At 58.3% G+C, this 20,214-nt stretch carries 14 protein-coding genes; 4 read left to right on the top strand and 10 right to left on the bottom strand.

Going from position 1 to position 20,214, the window contains the following annotated elements:
• Window positions 1-103: 103 nt before the first annotated feature.
• Together degP and dgt are read right to left on the bottom strand one after the other, a co-directional pair.
• Window positions 104-1,540 carry a serine endoprotease DegP gene (degP, locus tag HB664_RS07175; RefSeq protein WP_024907518.1) on the bottom strand — a complete coding sequence of 479 codons (1,437 nt, stop codon included), beginning with the start codon at window positions 1,538-1,540 and terminating at the stop codon, window positions 104-106.
• A gap of 131 nt (window positions 1,541-1,671) precedes the next feature.
• Entirely contained in the window at window positions 1,672-3,186 is a 1,515-nt protein-coding gene (gene dgt / locus HB664_RS07170; RefSeq protein WP_219940538.1) for a dGTPase, read from the bottom strand.
• An 82-nt stretch (window positions 3,187-3,268) separates the two neighbouring features.
• On the opposite strand from dgt, the gene mtnN reads away from it, so the two are divergent.
• Genes mtnN through HB664_RS07155 form a run of 3 tightly spaced genes read left to right on the top strand, consistent with a single transcriptional unit; the run spans window position 3,269 to window position 5,411 of the window.
• A complete protein-coding gene (gene mtnN, locus HB664_RS07165) occupies window positions 3,269-3,967 on the top strand; it encodes a 5'-methylthioadenosine/S-adenosylhomocysteine nucleosidase (protein WP_014882620.1) in 699 nt (232 codons plus the stop codon).
• Window positions 3,960-4,760, top strand: coding sequence for a vitamin B12 ABC transporter substrate-binding protein BtuF (btuF, locus tag HB664_RS07160; RefSeq protein ID WP_047060090.1), 801 nt, complete (start codon window positions 3,960-3,962; stop codon window positions 4,758-4,760). The genes mtnN and btuF overlap by 8 nt, the downstream gene beginning before the upstream one ends.
• A 27-nt stretch (window positions 4,761-4,787) precedes the next feature.
• A complete protein-coding gene (locus HB664_RS07155) occupies window positions 4,788-5,411 on the top strand; it encodes a TRIC cation channel family protein (RefSeq protein WP_023334566.1) in 624 nt (207 codons plus the stop codon).
• Between the two features lie 71 nt (window positions 5,412-5,482).
• Here the strand turns inward: HB664_RS07155 and erpA are convergent, their stop codons facing one another.
• The gene (erpA, locus tag HB664_RS07150; RefSeq protein ID WP_023310446.1) at window positions 5,483-5,830 is read right to left on the bottom strand and encodes an iron-sulfur cluster insertion protein ErpA; all 348 of its coding nucleotides are present in this window, start codon (window positions 5,828-5,830) and stop codon (window positions 5,483-5,485) included.
• Window positions 5,831-5,909: 79 nt separating this feature from the next.
• Complete coding sequence (clcA, locus tag HB664_RS07145) at window positions 5,910-7,310, bottom strand: H(+)/Cl(-) exchange transporter ClcA (protein WP_219940537.1); 1,401 nt, start codon at window positions 7,308-7,310, stop codon at window positions 5,910-5,912.
• Window positions 7,311-7,487: 177 nt separating this feature from the next.
• Here clcA and hemL point away from each other — a divergent pair, with 177 nt between their 5' ends.
• The gene (hemL, locus tag HB664_RS07140) at window positions 7,488-8,768 is read left to right on the top strand and encodes a glutamate-1-semialdehyde 2,1-aminomutase (RefSeq protein ID WP_219940536.1); all 1,281 of its coding nucleotides are present in this window, start codon (window positions 7,488-7,490) and stop codon (window positions 8,766-8,768) included.
• Window positions 8,769-8,864: 96 nt separating this feature from the next.
• Here the strand turns inward: hemL and fhuB are convergent, their stop codons facing one another.
• The 6 genes from fhuB to hrpB form a co-directional block, all read right to left on the bottom strand.
• Window positions 8,865-10,847 (bottom strand): Fe(3+)-hydroxamate ABC transporter permease FhuB, encoded by a 1,983-nt coding sequence (gene fhuB / locus HB664_RS07135; protein ID WP_213787677.1) that lies wholly within the window; start codon window positions 10,845-10,847, stop codon window positions 8,865-8,867.
• Window positions 10,844-11,734, bottom strand: coding sequence for a Fe(3+)-hydroxamate ABC transporter substrate-binding protein FhuD (gene fhuD, locus HB664_RS07130; RefSeq protein ID WP_033144664.1), 891 nt, complete (start codon window positions 11,732-11,734; stop codon window positions 10,844-10,846). The genes fhuB and fhuD overlap by 4 nt, the downstream gene beginning before the upstream one ends.
• Window positions 11,734-12,531, bottom strand: a complete 798-nt coding sequence (gene fhuC, locus HB664_RS07125) for a Fe3+-hydroxamate ABC transporter ATP-binding protein FhuC (RefSeq protein WP_033144663.1) — start codon at window positions 12,529-12,531, stop codon at window positions 11,734-11,736. Before fhuC ends, fhuD begins: the two co-directional genes overlap by 1 nt.
• 50 nt (window positions 12,532-12,581) lie before the next feature.
• A complete protein-coding gene (gene fhuA, locus HB664_RS07120) occupies window positions 12,582-14,831 on the bottom strand; it encodes a ferrichrome porin FhuA (RefSeq protein ID WP_087823359.1) in 2,250 nt (749 codons plus the stop codon).
• A 234-nt stretch (window positions 14,832-15,065) separates the two neighbouring features.
• Window positions 15,066-17,591: a bifunctional glycosyl transferase/transpeptidase gene (gene mrcB, locus HB664_RS07115; RefSeq protein ID WP_033144661.1), complete on the bottom strand. Its 2,526-nt coding sequence runs from the start codon at window positions 17,589-17,591 to the stop codon at window positions 15,066-15,068.
• A 188-nt stretch (window positions 17,592-17,779) separates the two neighbouring features.
• Window positions 17,780-20,209 (bottom strand): ATP-dependent helicase HrpB, encoded by a 2,430-nt coding sequence (gene hrpB / locus HB664_RS07110; protein ID WP_219940535.1) that lies wholly within the window; start codon window positions 20,207-20,209, stop codon window positions 17,780-17,782.
• Window positions 20,210-20,214: the final 5 nt, after the last annotated feature.

Genomic DNA, 20,214 nt, shown 5'->3' with positions numbered 1-20,214 from the left:
GACGGCTGCATTGTGCGAATGCACAAAGAGAGAGGAAGAAGTATGGAGTTGTGGCAAGAATCACAAAAACGAGAAAGCCCCTGCGAACAGGGGCTTCAGAGGATTACTGCATCAGCAGATAAAGAGAGGTATCACCACGCTGGATATTCAGCGCCAGCACGGAAGGCTTGCTGTCGAGAATTTTGCGCAGTTCAGCGATGTTTTTCACAGGCTGCTGGTTAGCACCCATGATCACATCGCCTTTTTTCAGGCCGATACGGGCTGCCGGTGAATTCGCTTTCACGTTGTTCACCACCACGCCTTTGTCTGCGCCTTTATTGCTCATCTCGGCACCTTCAATACCGCTGAAGATGGTGCTGGAATCCACCTGATTCTGGCTGCTCTGCTGCAGCTCCAGGCTCACGTTAACCGGCTTACCGTCGCGCAGCAGGCCGAGGGTCACTTTACTGCCAATCGGCATCGAGCCCACTTCGGCACGCAGGGCGGCAAAGCTGCTGATCGGTTTACCGTTCAGGGAGGTGATCACATCCCCCGCTTTAATGCCCGCTTTCGCCGCAGAGGAATTTGGCATCACCTGGCTGACGAATGCCCCGCGCTGAGCGTCAACTTTCATCGCCTTAGCCAGTTCGGAGTTCAGCTCCGTACCGAGGATACCCAGCTCGCCGCGTTTCACCTGGCCATACTGCACCATCTGCGCGGTCAGGTTTTTCACCATGTTACTCGGGATAGCAAAACCGATGCCGATGTTGCCGCCGTCCGGTGCCAGGATAGCGGTGTTGATACCGATCAGCTCACCGTTCAGGTTCACCAGCGCACCGCCGGAGTTACCGCGGTTGATCGCCGCATCCGTCTGGATGAAGTTTTCGTAGTTTTCCGCGTTCAGACCGCTACGGCCCAGCGCAGAAACGATACCCGAGGTCACGGTTTCACCCAGACCGAACGGGTTACCGATCGCCACGGTATAGTCGCCCACGCGCAGCGCATCGGAGTCGGCAATTTTAATCGCCGTCAGGTTTTTCGGATCCTGAATCTGGATCAGCGCGATGTCGGAACGCGGGTCTTTACCCACCACTTTGGCATCGAACTTGCGGCCATCGCTCAGCTGAACCTTAATGCTGTTCGCGTTATCGACAACGTGGTTGTTAGTGACGACGTAGCCTTTCGCCGCATCAATAATTACCCCCGAGCCAAGCGCCATGAATTTCTGCTGCTGGCCGCCGCCCTGGCTGTCATCCCCGGCACCGCCGCCCTGACAGAACGGAGAGCTCTGGAATGGCGAACCGTCCTGGCAGAACGGCGAGTTGTCGCCGAAGAACTGCTGGAAGTTACGCGGCATACGCGGCGTATTGACGGTCGTGCTGCCCTCAACGTTAATACTCACCACCGATGGCATCACTTTTTCGAGCATCGGTGCCAGGCTTGGCATCTGCTGCGCGGTTGCTGCCGACGACGCGGTCTCGGCTGCAGTAGCAGTCAGAGGAGACAGCGCTAAACCTAAACTCAGAGCCAGTGCACTCATTGCTAATGTGGTTTTTTTCATGTTTCTCAATCTCGATTTACAGGTAACGCAAAATTGCTGTGTAACTCAGATTCATTTTATACCGCTTAGTTCCGGCGATAAGTTTATGGAAAAGGTAAAAATTTATTGGCCGTCTTTACAAAACTCCGGAATTATTCCACCGCCATGAGCTTGCGGTATTCATCCCAGGCATACAAATCCGTCATGCCGCTGATATAGTCCTGGATAAGACGGCAGCGATAATAATATTCCATCACCGGCCATTGGGGAGAGTTGCGTTCCAGCTTACCAATCGCTTCGACATACGCCAGACGATGCCGGGTAGAAAGTTTCTGATAAAGCCGCGATTCGATGGGTATTCTGCGCACGCGCTCGTGTTCCACCAGTTCGCTGAATTCATCGACCGACAGCTGAAGCAACGGGGAATAAATTTCCAGTAACCCACTGATTACCCGATAGCCCTGCAGCTCTAGCTGCTCGACATCCGGATGGCTGAATACATGCCGCATCGCCACATGTTTATAAAGCTCAAGGAGTTGACTGAAACTACTGTCATCTTCCAGCAGCGCGTGGTTGAATTCCCCGCTGAAAATGAGCGGCAAATTATCAATAAAACGCGACGCCGCATACGGCACCAGTTTATTTAATGTATTGACCCGCAAATACATAAAGAACTGGTCTTCCGTACTGCGGCTTAATGTATTTGAGCGCGATTTTTCCCAGGCATTTTCGACAACCTGCGCAAACAGCGAGCCTTTTTCATGGGTACCCCAGGCCGTATAAAGATGTTGATAAAGCTCCTCGACGCTGAAGATTCTTTTCTCCACGGCATCTTCCAGATCGGCCACGCAATAGGAAATATCATCGGCGGCTTCCATAATCCAGGTCAATGGAAAGCGGCCGTTTGGCGTCAATGAAAGTTCTTTACGTAACCGTTCAATATAGACCTCTTCGGAAAGGTAATAGCCCGGTTTTTTCATTAAATAGCTGTGGGACGCGGGCGTATCCCCCATCCACCACGCGGGGCGCGTATATTTCAGAATGCAGCCGACCTGTGCCCAGGTCAGGTTCATGCGCATCAGGGAATGGACCAGCCGGATCCCCTGCGCGTTGCCCTCGAAGTGACACAAATCCTGGCGCACTTTGCGACGCAGATCGTTCAGCCCCTCTTCACCTTCACGCAGGCGTAAATCGCGTACGATGCAGCGGTCATCGCTGAGGGGCTGGCTTACCGCATCCGAAGGATAAAGCCGCTGCTTAAACCAGTCATTGATAGCCGCCTCACCAAAGTGGCCGAAAGGCGGGTTGCCGATGTCATGCATCAGGCAGGCCATCTCAACGATGCTCTCGAAGGGCCCCGTCAGCTCGTCCAGACCATAGGTTTCCAGTAAACGCTGCTCTTTGAGACGGCTCAAAATCTCTTTGGCAATGTAGCGCCCGACCTGCTGCACTTCCATCGAGTGGGTTAAGCGCGTGCGCACCGCGGCGTTACGCTCCAGCGGGAACACCTGAGTTTTTTGCTGCAGACGGCGGATGGCAGGCGAGTTAACGATCCGCCCGCGATCGCTCTCGAATATACGCAGGATCTCATGTTCGCTCTTGTCGCCCTGCGGCGAACGGAAACGTCGGTGCCAGTTTATTTTGGTGCGAAAATCGATTGGTGACATGTGCTCCCCCGCGTGAGAATGCGTTTCCCCTTAACCGCATGATAGACTATGCATCTTAACAAGGCACATCGCGAGTAAATCTATGAAAATCGGCATTATTGGTGCAATGGAAGAAGAAGTTACGCTGCTGCGTGACAAAATTGAGAACCGTCAGACCCTCTCTCTGGGAGGTTGTGAGATCTATACCGGCCAGCTGAACGGTGTTGACGTGGCTCTGCTGAAATCAGGCATCGGTAAAGTGGCTGCTGCGCTGGGTGCAACCCTGCTGCTTGAGCGCTGCAAGCCGGACGTGATCGTGAATACCGGCTCTGCGGGTGGCCTGGCGCCGACGCTGAAAGTGGGCGATATCGTTGTTTCCGACGAAGCGCGTTACCACGATGCCGACGTCACCGCGTTCGGTTACGAGTACGGCCAGCTCCCGGGCTGCCCTGCTGGTTTTAAAGCTGACGACAAACTGATTGCGGCGGCAGAGACCTGCATCGCAGAACTCAACCTCAACGCGGTACGCGGTCTGATTGTCAGCGGTGATGCCTTTATCAACGGCTCCGTTGGGCTGGCGAAAATCCGTCATAACTTCCCTCAGGCGGTTGCCGTTGAGATGGAAGCGACCGCGATCGCTCACGTTTGCCATAACTTCAGCGTACCGTTCGTGGTGGTTCGCGCCATCTCTGACGTGGCAGACCAGCAGTCCCACATCAGCTTCGACGAGTTCCTGACCGTTGCGGCAAAACAGTCCACCGTGATGGTGGAGCGCCTGGTGCAGAATCTGGCACGTGGCTAAACATACCGTCAGGGCGCTGGCCGCCCTGCTTCTTCTCGCACCGCTGTGGCTCTATGCGTTACCGCGCGTGATTACTCTCTCTCCCGCAAATACGGAACTGGCGTTTGCCGCCGGGATCACGCCCGTTGGCGTGAGTAGCTTTTCGGATTACCCACCGCAAGCCGCGGGTATTGAACAGGTGGCAACCTGGCAGGGGATGAACCTTGAGCGCATCGTGGCGCTTAAACCGGATCTCGTGCTGGCCTGGCGCGGCGGCAACGCCGAGCGGCAGGTCAACCAGCTCACCTCGCTTGGCATAAAGGTCATGTGGATTGATGCCGTCAGCATTGAGCAGGTCGCTCAGGCGCTACGCGCCCTGGCACCCTACAGCCCTACGCCCAAAAAAGCCGAGGCTGCGGCGAAACAGATGCTGAGCGACTATGCCGCGCTGAAATCCCGATACGATACCCCTGTTAAAAAGCGCATCTTCCTGCAGTTTGGCAGCCAGCCGCTGTTCACCACCGGAAAAGGGTCGATTCAGAACCAGGTGCTGGAAGTCTGCGGCGGTGAAAACATCTTTGCTGCCAGCCGGGTGCCGTGGCCTCAGGTGAGCCGCGAACAGGTGCTGGCGCGCCAGCCGCAGGCCATCGTCGTGGTCGGAAATGCGAGCGAGATTCCTAAAATTGAACAATTCTGGCAAAAGCAGCTAAAAATTCCGGTGATCCCGCTCAACAGCGACTGGTTTGAACGCGCCAGCCCGCGTATTATCCTCGCCGCAAAACAGCTCTGTGCCGCGCTGGCAGAGAGTCACTAACATAAGACCCTTTTCGAGGATTTAACGATGCTCGTTTATTGGCTGGATATTCTTGGCACAGCCGTTTTTGCTATCTCCGGCGTTCTGCTCGCCGGAAAACTACGCATGGATCCGTTTGGCGTGCTGGTGCTGGGCGTCGTGACCGCCGTCGGCGGCGGGACTATCCGCGATATGGCGCTGGCAAATGGCCCGGTGTTTTGGGTGAAAGATCCTACCGATCTGGTGGTCGCGATGGTCACCTGCCTGTTGACCATTGTGCTGGTTCGCCAGCCCCGCCGCTTACCCAAGTGGATATTGCCGGTACTGGATGCCGTGGGTCTGGCCGTGTTTGTCGGTATTGGCGTTAATAAGGCGTTTAATGCCGGTACCGGTCCGATGGTGGCAATCTGCATGGGCGTATTAACCGGCGTGGGCGGTGGGATCATTCGCGACATTCTGGCGCGTGAAGTGCCGATGATCCTGCGTACTGAAATTTACGCGACGGCCTGCATTGTGGGCGGGATTGTTCACGCTACCGCGTACTACACCTTTGCCCTCCCGCTGGAAAATGCCGCGATGCTGGGGATGGTCGTGACGCTGGTGATACGTTTAGCGGCGATACGCTGGCACCTGAAGCTGCCGACGTTTGCGCTGGATGAGAATGGCAGGTAAATGCAAAACGGTAACCGCAAGGTTACCGTTTTTAGCGTTTTGCCGGGGTGAGGGCATCAGCCCGCACTCTCTTAGATGCTGAACGAAGATCCACATCCGCAGGTGCTTGTCGCATTCGGGTTCGTGACCACAAAGCGCGAACCTTCCAGACCCTCGGTGTAATCCACCGAACCACCCACCAGATATTGCAGGCTCATCGGGTCAACCACCAGCGCGACGCCCTGTTTCTCGATCGTCATATCGCCATCGTTAACCTGATCGTCAAAGGTAAAACCATACTGGAAGCCGCTGCAGCCGCCACCGGTAATATAAACACGCAGTTTCAGATCCGGATTGTCTTCGTCGGCAATCAGGACTTTCACTTTGTTGGCTGCTGCTTCGGTAAATTCGAGCGGTACAGCTACTACGTCATCACTCATCTTATGCTCCCATGAATACTGCTATTGGGTAAAATTCACCCAATTCTTTGTCTCATTATCTAATACCCTGGTAATTCATTCAAGTATTCTGCGTGGCGGCCCGTTCAGCCTCTTGTTTCGCCAGGGTACGCGCGAGGATGGTGGAGTATAACGGTTTTCCACCCAGGAACTGGGCTAATAGTGTCGCGCCGAGACAGGTAATGATCATTGGCAAAATGAGCTGGTAATTGTCCGTCATCTCCAGCACCAGCACGATCCCGGTCAAGGGCGCACGCAGGGACGCGGCCAGCAGCGCCCCCATTCCGGCCACCGCAAAGGTCCCGGCCTCAAGGTGATAGGCGGGAAAGCCCACTTCAGCCGCCATACCAAACGCGGTCCCGAGCAGCGTACCCAGCGCCAGCATCGGGGCAAAAATCCCGCCGGGCGCGCCGGAAGAGAAGCACAGTACCGTCGTGATAACCCGGGAGATAAACATAAACAGCAGCAGACCCACGCTGAAATTCCCCGCCGCCGCAATGGGAATCAGCCCGAACCCGCCGCCTGCGGCATTCGGCTCGATAAACCCGAGTACGCCGCACATTCCGCCCAGCAGACCGCCCATCAGCACCCATTTCGTGGTGTTCCCGCCGTGAATGCGCTGGAACATATCCTGAGCGCGCAGGATAAAGGTGTTAAACAGCGGCCCCACCACGCCAAAAATCATGCCGAGGATCAGGTAAAGCCACAGGGTATTGACCGGCGCGTTGGTCAGTTTACCCACCTCAATGACCGCTCCCTCGCCATTAAAGATGCGAAACACGATGCTCGACATAATGACGCCGGTGAATACCGCTTTAATTGAGATCAGGTTGTAGCGGAACTGCGCGCGCATCTCTTCGATAATGAACAAAATGCCCGCCAGCGGCGCGTTAAACGCGGCGGAAAGCCCCGCCGCCGCGCCGGTTGCCAGCAGCGTATGGCGCGCTTCGGCGCTTCGCATCCGAAACAGATCGCCCACCATGCGGCCGACGTTCCCCCCCCGCTGTACCGTGGGTCCTTCCCGTCCAAGCACCATTCCCGCGCCCAGAGTCCCCATGCCGCCGATGAACTTAACCGGAATCACCCGCCACCAGCGCACCGGACGCAGCTCCTCAAGCGCGCCTTCAATTTCCGGGATCCCCGATCCCCCCGCTTCCGGCGCGAATTTACGCACCAGAAAATACCCCACCATGGCAAACAGCGCGGACAGCCCGAATGCCCACACCCAGACCAGCCATTCGCTGTCGGCGAAACCGGCCACGGTGCCCACTCGCCAGTTGAGTACGGCATTAACCGCTTTTTCAAACGCTACGCCAACCAGGCCCGCGAGAGTGCCCACCACGGCAGCGGCCAGCAGGATCGCCAGCGGCGTTTTATCGCGATTGAGCAGCCGCCGAATGCTGATTCGGTGCTGGGCGCGCGTAAACTGTTGTTCTTCAAAAGACGGAGAATCTGATTTCATGTCCTGTTCTTATTTGTCACACAAAAAGCCGCGAGGATTTTACCAGAGACGGCCCTACCGTCTCCTGAAAATTACTTAACAAATCTTAAAGCATTGCCCGGCTAAAAATTTCATAACCTTCCCCGAATCACATAGAATAGTGGGCTTAACCATTTTATTCGAACCAGGAACGACGCCATGAGCAAGTCTGAAAACCTCTACAGTGCAGCCCGCGAGCTTATTCCGGGTGGCGTGAACTCACCTGTGCGCGCCTTCACCGGCGTGGGCGGTACGCCGCTGTTTATCGAACGTGCTGACGGCGCGTATCTGTATGATGTCGATGGCAAAGCCTATATCGATTATGTGGGTTCCTGGGGGCCGATGGTGCTGGGGCACAACCATCCGGCCATTCGTAACGCGGTAATTGAAGCCGCCCAGCGCGGCCTGAGCTTCGGTGCGCCAACCGAAATGGAAGTGAAAATGGCGGAGCTGGTGACCGAACTGGTGCCTACCATGGACATGGTGCGTATGGTGAACTCCGGTACCGAAGCGACCATGAGCGCCATCCGCCTGGCGCGCGGTTTTACCGGTCGCGATAAAATCATCAAGTTTGAAGGCTGTTACCACGGCCATGCGGACTGCCTGCTGGTGAAGGCCGGTTCCGGCGCGCTGACGCTCGGCCAGCCGAACTCCCCGGGCGTACCGGCAGATTTCGCGAAGCACACCCTGACCTGCACCTACAACGATCTTGCTACCGTTCGCGCGGCGTTCGAGCAGTATCCGCAGGAGATCGCCTGCATCATCGTTGAGCCGGTTGCCGGCAACATGAACTGTATCCCACCGCAGCCTGACTTCCTGCCGGGCCTGCGTGCCCTGTGCGACAAGTTCGGCGCGCTGCTGATCATCGATGAAGTCATGACCGGCTTCCGCGTGGCGCTGGCGGGTGCCCAGTCTTACTACGACGTCGTGCCGGACCTGACCTGCCTCGGCAAAATCATCGGCGGCGGCATGCCGGTCGGCGCATTCGGTGGACGCAAAGACGTGATGGAAGCCCTGGCGCCAACCGGCCCGGTTTACCAGGCGGGCACGCTTTCCGGTAACCCTATCGCCATGGCGGCGGGCTTTGCCTGCCTGACCGAAGTGGCTCAGCCGGGTATTCACGAAACCCTGACCGACCTGACCTCGCAGCTGGCAAACGGTCTGCTGGAAGCGGCAGAAGAAGCGGGTATTCCGCTGGTGGTAAACCACGTGGGCGGCATGTTCGGGATTTTCTTCACCGATGCGAAAACCGTGACCTGCTATCAGGACGTGGTGAAGTGCGACGTTGAACGCTTCAAGCGCTTCTTCCACCTGATGCTGGAAGAAGGCGTGTACCTGGCGCCGTCCGCGTTCGAAGCGGGCTTTATGTCCGTGGCGCACAGCGAAGAAGATATCAACAACACCATCGACGCGGCGCGCAAGGTGTTTGCGAAGCTCTAAGGGCATTGCCGGGTGGCGCTAACGCTTACCCGGCCTACGATGTTCTCCCTCTCCCCGTGGGAGAGGGTCGGGGTGAGGGCAACAGGCCGCACCTGACTACCGACTCTGCTTTCTCAACAGATAAATAAAGTACGGCGCACCGATAAAGGTCGACAGCAGACCCGCCGGGATCTGATACGGGAACAGCACCATTCTTCCGCACCAGTCCGCGAACACCAGCATCACCCCGCCCGTCAGGGCCGACATGACGATATGCGGCATCGTCCGGCGGAATCCCATCATTCTGGCAATGTGCGGCGCCATTAATCCGACAAAACTCAGCGGTCCAATCGTCAGGGTTGCCACAGCCGTCAGGCACGCCGCCAGCAGCAGCAGGGCCACGCGCGCTGGCGTCAGCGCCATTCCCACCGCGCGCGCGGTTTCGCCGCCAAGCGGCAGAATGGTCATCCAGCGGCGGCACAGCGGCACCATCGCCAGCAGCACGAGCATCACGATCCCGGACCAGACCACCTGGCTGCCGGTGGCGTTGTAGGTTGAGCCGGAAATCCATGTCAGGATCTTCGCCATACGCGGATCGCCGCTGGCCTGCAGCATCATCAGCAGCATGGTAAATGCGGTGCTGAGCGCCATCCCGGCCAGCAGCATGCGGTGCGGCGAAAATCCGCCGCGACCGGCGGCAATCAGGATAATCATCAGCGTGACTGCCGCGCCGATACTGCCGGCAGGCATCAGCCAGCCAAACGCATTCCCCGGCACAAAGAACAGCATCAGCACCACGCCAAAGGCGGCGCCAGAGCTGATCCCGAGCACTTCAGGGCTTGCCATCGGGTTGCCGGTCAGACGCTGAATAATGCACCCCGCCACCGCCAGCATCACCCCTGCGATCAGCGCGGAGAAGATACGCGGCCAGCGCCACTGCACCAGTTCATTGAGTAAATCACCCGTTGCCCAGTGCCAGCCCATGGCATCGCGTCCGAATGAGAGCGCCGCGAACGAGGCGATCATCAGCACCGCCAGACCGGCAAGGCTAAACCACAGCACCGACTGACGTTCCGCGTAGACTTTATCGCCGGCGTCCATCGCCGGTGCGCTCATGCTGCGCAGGCGCGGCAGCAGCCACAGCAGCAGCGGCGCCCCGATAAGCGCGGTCACAGAGCCGGTGGAGACTTCCCTCCAGACCTGCGCCAGCCAGAGAATAAGCTGATCGGAAAGCCAGAGGATCAGCGCCCCAATCAGCGGCGCCAGCATCAGACGCGCCAGCAGGCGACGCGCCCCGAGCATTTTCGCCAGCAGCGGCGCAAACAGGCCGATAAATCCGATGATGCCGACCGCGTTGACCAGCAGGGCACTCAATACAATCGCCAGCGTCAGCGCCGCCAGACGAGCCAGCGACAGCGCCAGCCCCAGGTTACGCGCCACGCCATCATCCAGCCCCATGAGCGTCAGAGGGCGCAGGAGCAGCAGCGTCAGCACGACGCCGCCAGCCAGCTGCGGCCAGAGGTGCTCTACAACGCTCCAGTCGGTCTGGGTGAGCGTGCCGGTACTCCACAGGAACATGCTTTGCAGCCGATCGTGATGGAACAGCACCAGCAGCTGGTTAATCGCCCCGCAGTACAGGCTCACCACCAGCCCGGCCAGAATAAGCGTCACAGGAGAAAGGCGCTTGCCCCAGGCCACGCCAAAGACCAGCGCGCCCACCACGCACGCCCCCGCGAGTGCCGCAAACTGCGAGGTTAACGCTCCCGGCAGCGCCCACAGCGTGGTGATGGTGATCCCAAGCTGCGCGCCGGTCGCGACGCCGAGCGTGGTTGGCTCTGCCAGCGGGTTACGTAAAACCTGCTGGAACAGCACGCCCACCAGCCCTAAGCCGGCCCCGACCAAAAGGGAGATCGCCAGACGCGGCAGCAGGCTGTAGTGGAACAGCATCTGCTGAATATTGTCGATATCCGGCGAGGCCAGAGCGGCCCCCCACTGCGCGCGCGGTAAGGCCGCGGAGAGATTGAAGCCGGTTAATACCAGCGCAACCAGAAAAAGCAGGGATAACAGCAGCGCCGGGAAGCGGGCGATACGCGTACTCATGCTTTACCTCCCAGGGCGTTATCCAGCACGCGGGCAAAATGCATGGCCGACAGCGTCGCGCCGTAGAACCAGACAGCCGGGGCGCGCTGGAAGCGCTTCTCGCGTACAAACGGCATCGCCTGCCAGAGCGGGGTCGCCATCAGGGTTTGCATGTCGCGTTCATTACCGTGGTCGAAACAGAGCACGTCCACATCGCGAAACGCCGCCAGGCGGTCGATACCCACGGCGGTACTGCCCCAGAAGGTCATCTCCCCTTCCCAGGCGTTGCGAATGCCGAAGCTGTCCAGCACCTCCTGGAAAAGACAGTTTTTACCGAAGACCAGCATATGGCGGGCATCCAGCAGCGTCACCATCAGCAGCGGACGATCGCCCCGGTGAGCAAAGCGCGGCTTCAGGGAGTCTATCAGGGCATCAAATTCGTCGAGATGCTTTTTGGCCTCCGCTTCGCGGTTGAGGAAATGCGCCATCTCGTTAATCGAGTTTTTCGCCACGGCCAGCGGTTTTTTACCGTCGCTGAAAGCAAATCCACGTCCAGGCGCAATGCGCGCCATGGTCTCCTCTGACGGGCCGTAGCCCGCTGACCAGAACAGGAACGAGGGTTTCATCTGGGTCAGCAGCTCAAGGTTTGGCTCCGTACGCAGGCCGACGTCGATTACCGAGTCCGGCAGCTTTGGCTCGTTCACCCAGAGGTTATAGTTAGGAATGTCCGCCACGCCATAGGGCGTGACGCCGAGCGCCATCATCAGTTCGACCGGCAGCCACTCCAGAGCCACAATACGATGCGGATCGACGGCGGCGGCACGCGCCGTATTCATTTTTAACAGCAGCGGCGAGAGCGCCATCGCCGTCAGCAGGCGACGGCGGCTAATGCGTGTGTTATTCAGCATCAGTAGACAAAGCTCACCGGTGCAGCCCCGGCCGGGTGAGGCAGAATACCCATCGGAATACCGTAAATATGTTCCAGCGTTTCGCTGCGCATCAGCTCTGCCGGTGTCCCCTGGGCAATCATCTCGCCCCCGCGCAGCGCGACGAGGTAGTCACAATAGCGCGCGGCCATGTTGATATCGTGCAGAACCGCGATGACCGTCAGGCCACGCTGCTGGCTCAGGCGATGCACCAGCGCCAGGACGTCGACCTGATGGGCGATATCCAGCGCAGAGGTCGGTTCATCCAGCAGCAGGCAGCGGCTGTCCTGCGCCACCAGCATCGCGATCCACGCGCGCTGACGTTCGCCGCCGGACAGGCTATCCACCAGACGGTGCGCCAGCGGTTTTAGCCCGACCAGCGCAATCGCCTCTTCCACCTTCTCTCTGTCGGCGACGCCGAAGCGCCCAAGCGCACCGTGCCACGGATAACGCCCAATCGCCACCAGCTCACGCACCGTCATCCCTTCCGCCTGTGGCAGCTGCTGCGGCAGATAGGCCACTTTGCGGGCAAAGGCTTTACTGCTCCAGCTCTCCAGCGGTTGGTCATCCAGCAGAATATCGCCTTCTGAAGGCGGCTGATGGCGCCCCAGCATCTTGAGCAGCGTGGATTTACCGGAACCGTTGTGACCAATCAGGCCCGTCACTTTACCGGCAGGGAACGTCAGAGAGAGCGGATGCAGCAGCGTGCGCCCGGGTACGCGAAAGGAGAGATGGTTGAGCGTAAAGGTGGTGTCGGGTTGCGTTTGAATATCCTGCATATCAGCCAACTTAAATAAAAAGGGCACGGCGAACCGTGCCCGAAGAGAGATTAGAAGCGGAAGGTCGCGGTGGCAACAACCTGACGTTCAGCACCCCAGAAGCAGCCGTAGGTATTGAAGCAGCTGGCAACGTACTCACGATCGAACAGGTTGTTCACGTGCAGCGCCACGTTTGAGCCCGCCATGCCAACGCGTGCCAGATCGTATCTGACCAGCGCATCGACAACGGTATAACTGCCCACCTTGAAGGAGTTCGCCGGATCGCCATAGCTTGAGCCCGTGTAACGCACGCCGGTACCCAGCGTCAGACCAGACAGCGCACCGTCAAACAGGGTGTAATCACCCCACAACGATGCCATGTGTTTTGGCACCTGAGCAGGCGTGTTGCCTTTGTAGGTGGTGTCCGTGGTGTATTCCGCATCGGTGTAGGTATAAGAACCCACCAGGTTGACGCTTGCAGACAGGGCCGCTTTCGCTTCCAGTTCTACGCCACGCGCGCGGATTTCACCGCCCTGAACCGAGAAGAAGGAGCCCGCCGGGTCCGCCATCAGGTTGTTGGTTTTGGTCAGCTGGTACAACGCACCGGTGACGACGATCGGACGATCGTTCGGCACGTATTTCACGCCCGCTTCGTACTGTTTGCCTTTAGACGGGGAGAACAGCTTGCCCTGGGCATCGGTCTGCGAAGCCGGTTCAAACGATTCGCTGTAGCTAAAGTACGGAGTTACGCCGTTATCAAACAGATAGTTAACGCCACCGCGCCAGGTGAACTGGGTATCATCACGTTTGGAGGTGGTGTTCGTCACGCGGTTGTAGGATTCCTGATCGGCCCAGTCATAACGGCCGCCCAGGGTTACCAGCACTTTATCCCACTGCGCCTGATCCTGAACGTACAGCCCCGTCTGTTTCTGACGGTTGAGGATCTGATATGGGCCGGAGGTCGCGGGATCTTTTGAGCCGAAATCAAAATCGCCGTTTACCGGATTGTAGAGATCCAGCAGCGGAACAGAGTCGTCGTAACCGAACCAGGAGTTGATGTCATTCCGCATGCGCATAAAGTCAACGCCGGTCAGCAGGACGTGGTCCACCTCGCCGGTTGAGAATTTGCTCTGCAGCTGGGTATCAACGGTAAAGTTCTGCAGCTTTTCGTTATCGACAACGTATTTACGCGCCAGATAATGGCCTTTGTCCGATGGCGCTAGCGCGGCACACTGTTTGTTGCCGCTGTTTGCCGGATCGGTACAGACGCCATAACCGTATACGCTGTTTTGCGAGGTTTTGTTCTCGGCAAAGCGCAGGTTCTGACGCACGGTAAAGGTATCGTTGAACTCGTGGTCGAAGCTGTATCCCACCATTTTCTGGTTACGGGAATAGGTATTGTTCTTCGCGCCTTCGTTGAAGTTCGTCGGCAGACGATCGCCGTTCGGCAGCGGCTCAACCGTTCCCTCTTTTGGCAGCCAGCCGTAGTAGCCCGTTTCAGGCTCGTTCTGGAAGTAGGAGAGGAACGTGAAGGTGGTTTTATCATCCGGACGCCAGGAGAACGATGGCGCGATGGCGTAACGCTGCTCTTCAGCACGCTCCTGCTGAGCGTTATTAGAACGCGCAACGCCCGTTAAGCGATAAGAGTAAACGCCGTCGTCGTCGATCGCATCGCTAAAATCGAACCCGGTCTGGAACAGGCTATCCGTGCCAACTTTGAACTGGATCTCTTTCAGCGGCTCGGTTGTTGGGCGCTTACTGACCATGTTCAGCAAACCGCCCGGGCTGCTTTTGCCGTACAGAACGGAAACCGGGCCGCGCATGATTTCGGCGCGCTCCAGCATGTAAGGATCAATCACCGCGTCGTTATAGAAGTTCCCCTGCATTTTCATGCCGTCGAGGTAGTTATTCTGCGTCTGACCATCGGCCGCGAAGCCGCGGATGATCAAATAGTCATAGGTGTTAGACGCGCCGCGCGTGCCTACCGCAACGCCCGGCGTATAGCTCAGGGCTTCTTTCACCGAGCGCGGCTGATGCAGCGCCATCTCTTCGGCAGTGACCACAGAAATAGACTGCGGAACCTTTTGAATAGGGGTATCCGTTTTGGTTCCGGTCGCGGATTGCCGTGCGGCGATGGTCGCAGCAGGCCCCCAGGCACTTTCCTGTGCCGCAGGTGCTGCGGTAACCGTAATGGTTTCTTCTTTTTTCGGGGTTTCGGCCGCGTGAGCATAAGCAGACATGCCGGCAACCGCTGTGGCGACGACGACCGCGAGCTTACGCAGCGACGTGTTCATTGGCTGAGCAGTATTGGAAAGCGCCATGTTGAATCTCTGATGTGAAAGTGAATGATAACGTAAACGAGAATTATTATTATGAGCGCCAGAATAATATGCGAAACGCTGGTTGCATAGCAAGCAGTAAGCGGCCCTATGAGAATTAAGGGTTTAAGAAATCATCAAGAGAAAACGAAGGGTTAATCAGAGTTAAAGCGAGAGTTAACGAAATGATGTCTACGGGTAAAAAAGCCCCCTTCCAGGGAAGAGGGCTTTAAAAGGTTAGTTACCGCCGAACATGTCTTTAATCCAGCCCGCGACACCGTCGCTGTCTTTCTTCTCATTCTGCTGCTGCGGCTGTTGCTGCTGCGGCTGCTGTGGCTGAGAAGACTGGTCGAACGGGTTACCCGTTGGCTGTTCTGGCTGGCTTTGCTGGCACAGCGAGTCCGGGTTTGCGGTCCAGACAGGCAGCGTACGCATCCCGCCGCCGCAGACGAAGTTACCGGAGCTGTCCACGCCCATATCGACGATATCTTCCGGCGCAACCAGATTCAGCGGCACAGGAGACTGATTTGCCAGATAGCGCTGGTAAATCGACATCGCCCCGCTCGCCCCGTACAGTTTGGTCGGCTGGTTGTTGTCGCGGCCTACCCAGGTGATCACCACTTCACGGCCATCAATACCGGCGAACCAGGTATCGACGTTGTTGTTGGTGGTCCCGGTTTTACCCGCCAGATGCAGACCCGGATACTTCGCGCCCAGCTGACGGCCGGTACCGCGCTGCACGACCTGCTGCATCGTCCACAGCGTCATATAGGCGGCCTGAGCAGGAACGGCACGCTCCGCCTGCGGGAAGCTCTGATAAAGCACGGAACCATCTTCGGCAATCACTGAGCGCAGGGCAGACAGCGGCGCGCGGTTGCCCCCGCTGGCAATGGTCTGGAACGCCTGCGCCACTTCGATCGGCGTCAGGTTAAGCGCACCGAGGATCATCGCCGGCACCGGATGCAGCTGATCTTTCGCCACGCCCAGCTTTTGCCAGGTATCGACAATCGCCGGCAGTCCCAGCGACATGCCCAGGTTCACCGTTGGCACGTTCATGGAACGGGTCAACGCATCCACCAGCATGACCTGGCCGCTGAACTGTTTATCATCGTTCTGCGGTGACCAGACCTGGCCGTTAGGCTGGCGCAGGGAGATCGGCGCATCCGCAATCCAGGTATTCAGGCGATACTGATTTGGCTGGCTCAGGGCTGTGAGGTAGGTTGCCGGTTTTGCCAGAGAGCCGATTGAGCGACGCGCCTGCATCGCACGGTTGTAGCCTGCAAACTGCGGCTCGGCCCCGCCCACCATCGCGCGCACTTCGCCGGTGTTACGGTCAACCACCACCATCGCGGTTTCAAGATCGGAGAGCTTACGCTGTTTCTTCAGCGCCGGAATGCCTTCCACCGCCGCTTTTTCGGCCGCATCCTGCGCCACGGAGTCAAAGGTGGTGAAGATCTTCACGCCGGAGAGATCTTTGACCTTATCGCCGAGCTTGCTTTGCAGCTCCTGACGCACCAGCTGCATAAACGCAGGCTGAGGCGAAATCACGCCGCCGCGCGGCTGAACGCCGAGTGGACGCGCGCTCAGCATGTCGTACAGCTCCTGGTCAATCACCTGCTGCTGTTGCAGCAGACGCAGAACGAGGTTACGACGCTCCAGCGCCAGTTTCGGGTTACGCCACGGGTTATAAATGGACGCCCCTTTCACCATGCCCACCAGCAGCGCCTGCTGGTCCAGGCTCAGCTCTTCTACCGGGCGACCAAAGTAGTACAGACTCGCCAGCGGGAAGCCGCGGATTTCGTTATCGCCGCTCTGACCGAGGTACACCTCGTTCATGTACAGCTCAAGGATACGATCCTTGCTGTAGCGCGCATCCATCAGCACGGCCATGTAGGCTTCGTTCGCTTTACGCCAGTAAGAGCGTTCGCTGGAGAGGAACAGGTTTTTCACCAGCTGCTGGGTCAGCGTACTCGCTCCCTGCACGGTGCGACCGGCAGTCAGGTTAGCCAGTACCGCACGGCCAATCGAGTAGAGGCTGATGCCATCGTGCTCGTAGAAGTGACGGTCTTCGGTTGCCAGCAGGGTATCTACCAGCAGATCCGGGAAGCCGTTACGCGCCACGAACAGGCGCTGCTCGCCGTTTGCTGACGAAAGCATGGTGATCAGACGCGGATCGAGACGGAAGAAACCGAACTGACGGTTGTTATCCATGTTCTCGATGGTGTCCAGACGATCGCCGTCAAAGGTCAGACGCGCGCGCACCTGCCCCTCTTTGCTGTCCGGGAAATCAAACGGACGACGGATCATCTCAATGCTGTTGGACTGCACGGTAAATTCGCCAGGCCGCGTCATTTTTGACACCTGACGATACTGGGTGGCTTCCAGCAGTTTAACCATCTCGTTTTTGGTGATGGACATATCTGGCTCAAGGTTCACCATACGGCCATACACTGCCGCAGGTAGCTGCCAGACTTTACCGTCGATACGGCTGCGGATCTTCTGATCCAGATACACGCCGTAAATCGCCATCAGGACGACAAAAACAATAAACAGCTTCAGCAGCAGCCAGAACCAGCCGCGTTTGCCCCGAGGCTTACGCCCTTTGCCTTTTCCATTACGCGGCATCGGTTCTTCATCCTCATAATCGTCTTCATAGTCATCGTCATAGTCCTCATCTCTGAGGCGACGACGGCTTACCTTTTCTTTCGCCGGACGCGTTGGTTTTCCCTTACGTCCTATTGGCTCGCGGTCATTCCCCGCCATGCTTTTTCTCCGCAACTTTCAGGCGCAAAGGCCAGATTTTCTTTTCTTTCACAGGCCTGTGAAAGAAGAAATCTCTCAAAATAAACAGCAAGACTTTCCTGTCAGGAAAGTCTTTAGTGTTTTCTCCCTCTCCCCGTGGGAGAGGGCCGGGGTGAGGGCATCAGGCCGCACTCCCTCTTTCACCTAACCTACGAATATTTCTTCGTTCGCCGCGTCGGCGCCGTATTCGCCGGATCGTCCGGCCAGACATGTTTGGGATATCGCCCCTTCATCTCTTTCTGCACTTCACGGTAGCTTCCCGCCCAGAACGCTCCCAAATCTCGGGTGATTTGTAATGGACGATGCGCAGGCGACAGCAGCTCAAGCACTAACGGCACACGCCCTTCCGCAATGGACGGCGTTGTGGCTTCACCAAACATCTCCTGCATCCGAACCGCCAGCGCCGGCGGATTATCCTCATGATAACGGATGGCAATCCGGCTTCCGGTCGGCACAGTGTAATGCCCTGGCAGTTCACTATCCAGACGTTGACGTAATGACCAGTCCAGTAAATTCTGTAACGCGGTCTTAACATCAAGCGCCTTAAGGGCTCGCAGAGAGTGTACGCCGCTCATTTGCGGCAGTAGCCAGCGCTCAAGCGTAGCGAGCAGCGTCTCGTCATCCACCGCAGGCCAACCGTATTCCGGTAGCCACTTCGCGGCGCAGTGCAGACGAATGCGGTACTGCTCCGCTTCCGGCGTCCAGTTCAGGGCGCTCAGCCCTTTTTCCCTCATACCGTTCAGCATCGCCTGATGAAGCTCGTCTTCCGACGGCTTCGCCAGCGGCTTCGTCCCAAGCGTCAACTTGCCAATCTGGCTGCGACGAAAGGCCTTCAGCGTGCCTTGGGCGTCATCCCATTCCACGGTATCAGATTGCTGAAGCAGCTGCGGACAGGCACGCGTCAGGGCGTCAATCTCTACGGCTATCGCCAGCAGGATACGCGCATCCGGAGAATGGCTGCCCTGCAGCAACAGCGGGGCGATCAGCCATTCGTGACGCGTCAGCGCGTCATCGCTGTCCAGCATCGCCCCCATACCGTTTGCCAGCTGGTAGCGACCATCCAGCCCGCGCCGACGCGCGATCCTGTCCGGGAAAGCCTGGGCCAGCAGGAAGGCAATCTTATCGCTGTCAGGCGCACCTCCCCGGCTATTCAGGCGTTTGCACAACTGCTGCGCCCGCTGCTGCCAGTTCCCCTGGCTGCGCGAAAACGCCTGCCCCAGATCGCTGCTGCCACCGCGAGGCGGCTCCTCAAGAATAGCCGCCAGTTTTGCCGCCGTGGCAATTTCATCATCCCCTTGCGCGGCCACCAGCATCGCGGCCAGACGCGGATCGTTGCCCAGCGCCGCCATTTTCTGGCCGCGCGCAGTCAGACGCTCGCCTTCCAGCGCGCCAAGCTGCGTCAGCAACGTGCGCGCAGCGGTGAGGTTTACGACAGGCGGAGGATTAAGCCAGGTGAGCTGCTCAGGGTTCGGACAGCCCCACTGGAGCAGATCCATCACCAGGCCAGACAAATCGCTTTGTAAAATTTCCGGCGTGCTTTGCTGTGCAGCGCGTTCAGCCTGCTCCGCGCTGGTCAAATGCAGGCAGATGCCCGGCTCAAGACGCCCCGCACGGCCCGCGCGCTGCACCATCGACGCCTGGCTGATGCGCTGCGTCAGGAGTTTAGTCAGCCCGGTACGAGGGTCAAAGCTTGCCACTCTCTCCTGCGCGCTATCCACCACCAGGCGAATCCCTTCAATGGTCAAACTGGTTTCAGCAATGTTGGTTGCCAGCACCACCTTGCGCTGCCCCGCCGGTGCGGGAAGAATCGCTTTACGCTGATCCTGCAGCGACAACGCGCCGTAGAGCGGGCAAAGCAGCACGTCGGCGCCTGCGCGGGTAGAAAGCTGCTCCTGCACGCGCTGAATTTCGCCCACGCCCGGCAAAAACAGCAGCAGGGAACCGGCTTCCTGGCGCAGCAGCTCAGCGGTGGCAATGGCGACGGCCTCGTCAAAACGCTGGTGGGAGGGAAGCGGCTGATAGCAGCGTTCAACCGGAAACGCCCGCCCTTCCGAGCTGATGACCGGCGCATCGGGTAATGCCTGTCGTAGCCGCTCGTTATCCAGCGTGGCCGACATAATAAGCAGCCGGAGATCGTCGCGTAGCCCCTGCTGCACGTCCAGCAACAGCGCGAGGGCCAGATCCGCCTGCAGGCTGCGCTCGTGGAATTCATCGAGGATCACCAGCCCGACGCCGTTCAGCTCCGGATCGTTTTGCAGCATGCGGGTGAGAATACCCTCGGTGACCACTTCAAGACGCGTGTTCGGACCAACGCAGGTCTCGGCACGCATCCTGTAACCTACCGTTTCGCCCGGTTTTTCATTCAGCAGTTCCGCCAGACGCTGCGCCACGTTGCGCGCGGCCAGCCTGCGCGGCTCCAGCAGGATAATTTTCCCGCGGATATTTCCGTCTTTCAGAATCTGCAGCGGCAGCCAGGTGGACTTGCCCGCGCCCGTAGGGGCATTCAGCAAAACCTGTGGGGAATGGTGTAAGGCAGTGAGAAGCTCAGGAAGAATGACGGCGACCGGCAATGAGGACACTAACA

Origin of the sequence: Enterobacter sp. DNB-S2, assembly GCF_019443845.1 — a bacterium.
Taxonomy (GTDB): Bacteria; Pseudomonadota; Gammaproteobacteria; order Enterobacterales; family Enterobacteriaceae; genus Enterobacter; species Enterobacter asburiae_B.
The sequence above is the reverse complement of the archived record's forward strand: the minus strand, read 5'-3'. Positions and strand labels throughout refer to the sequence as shown.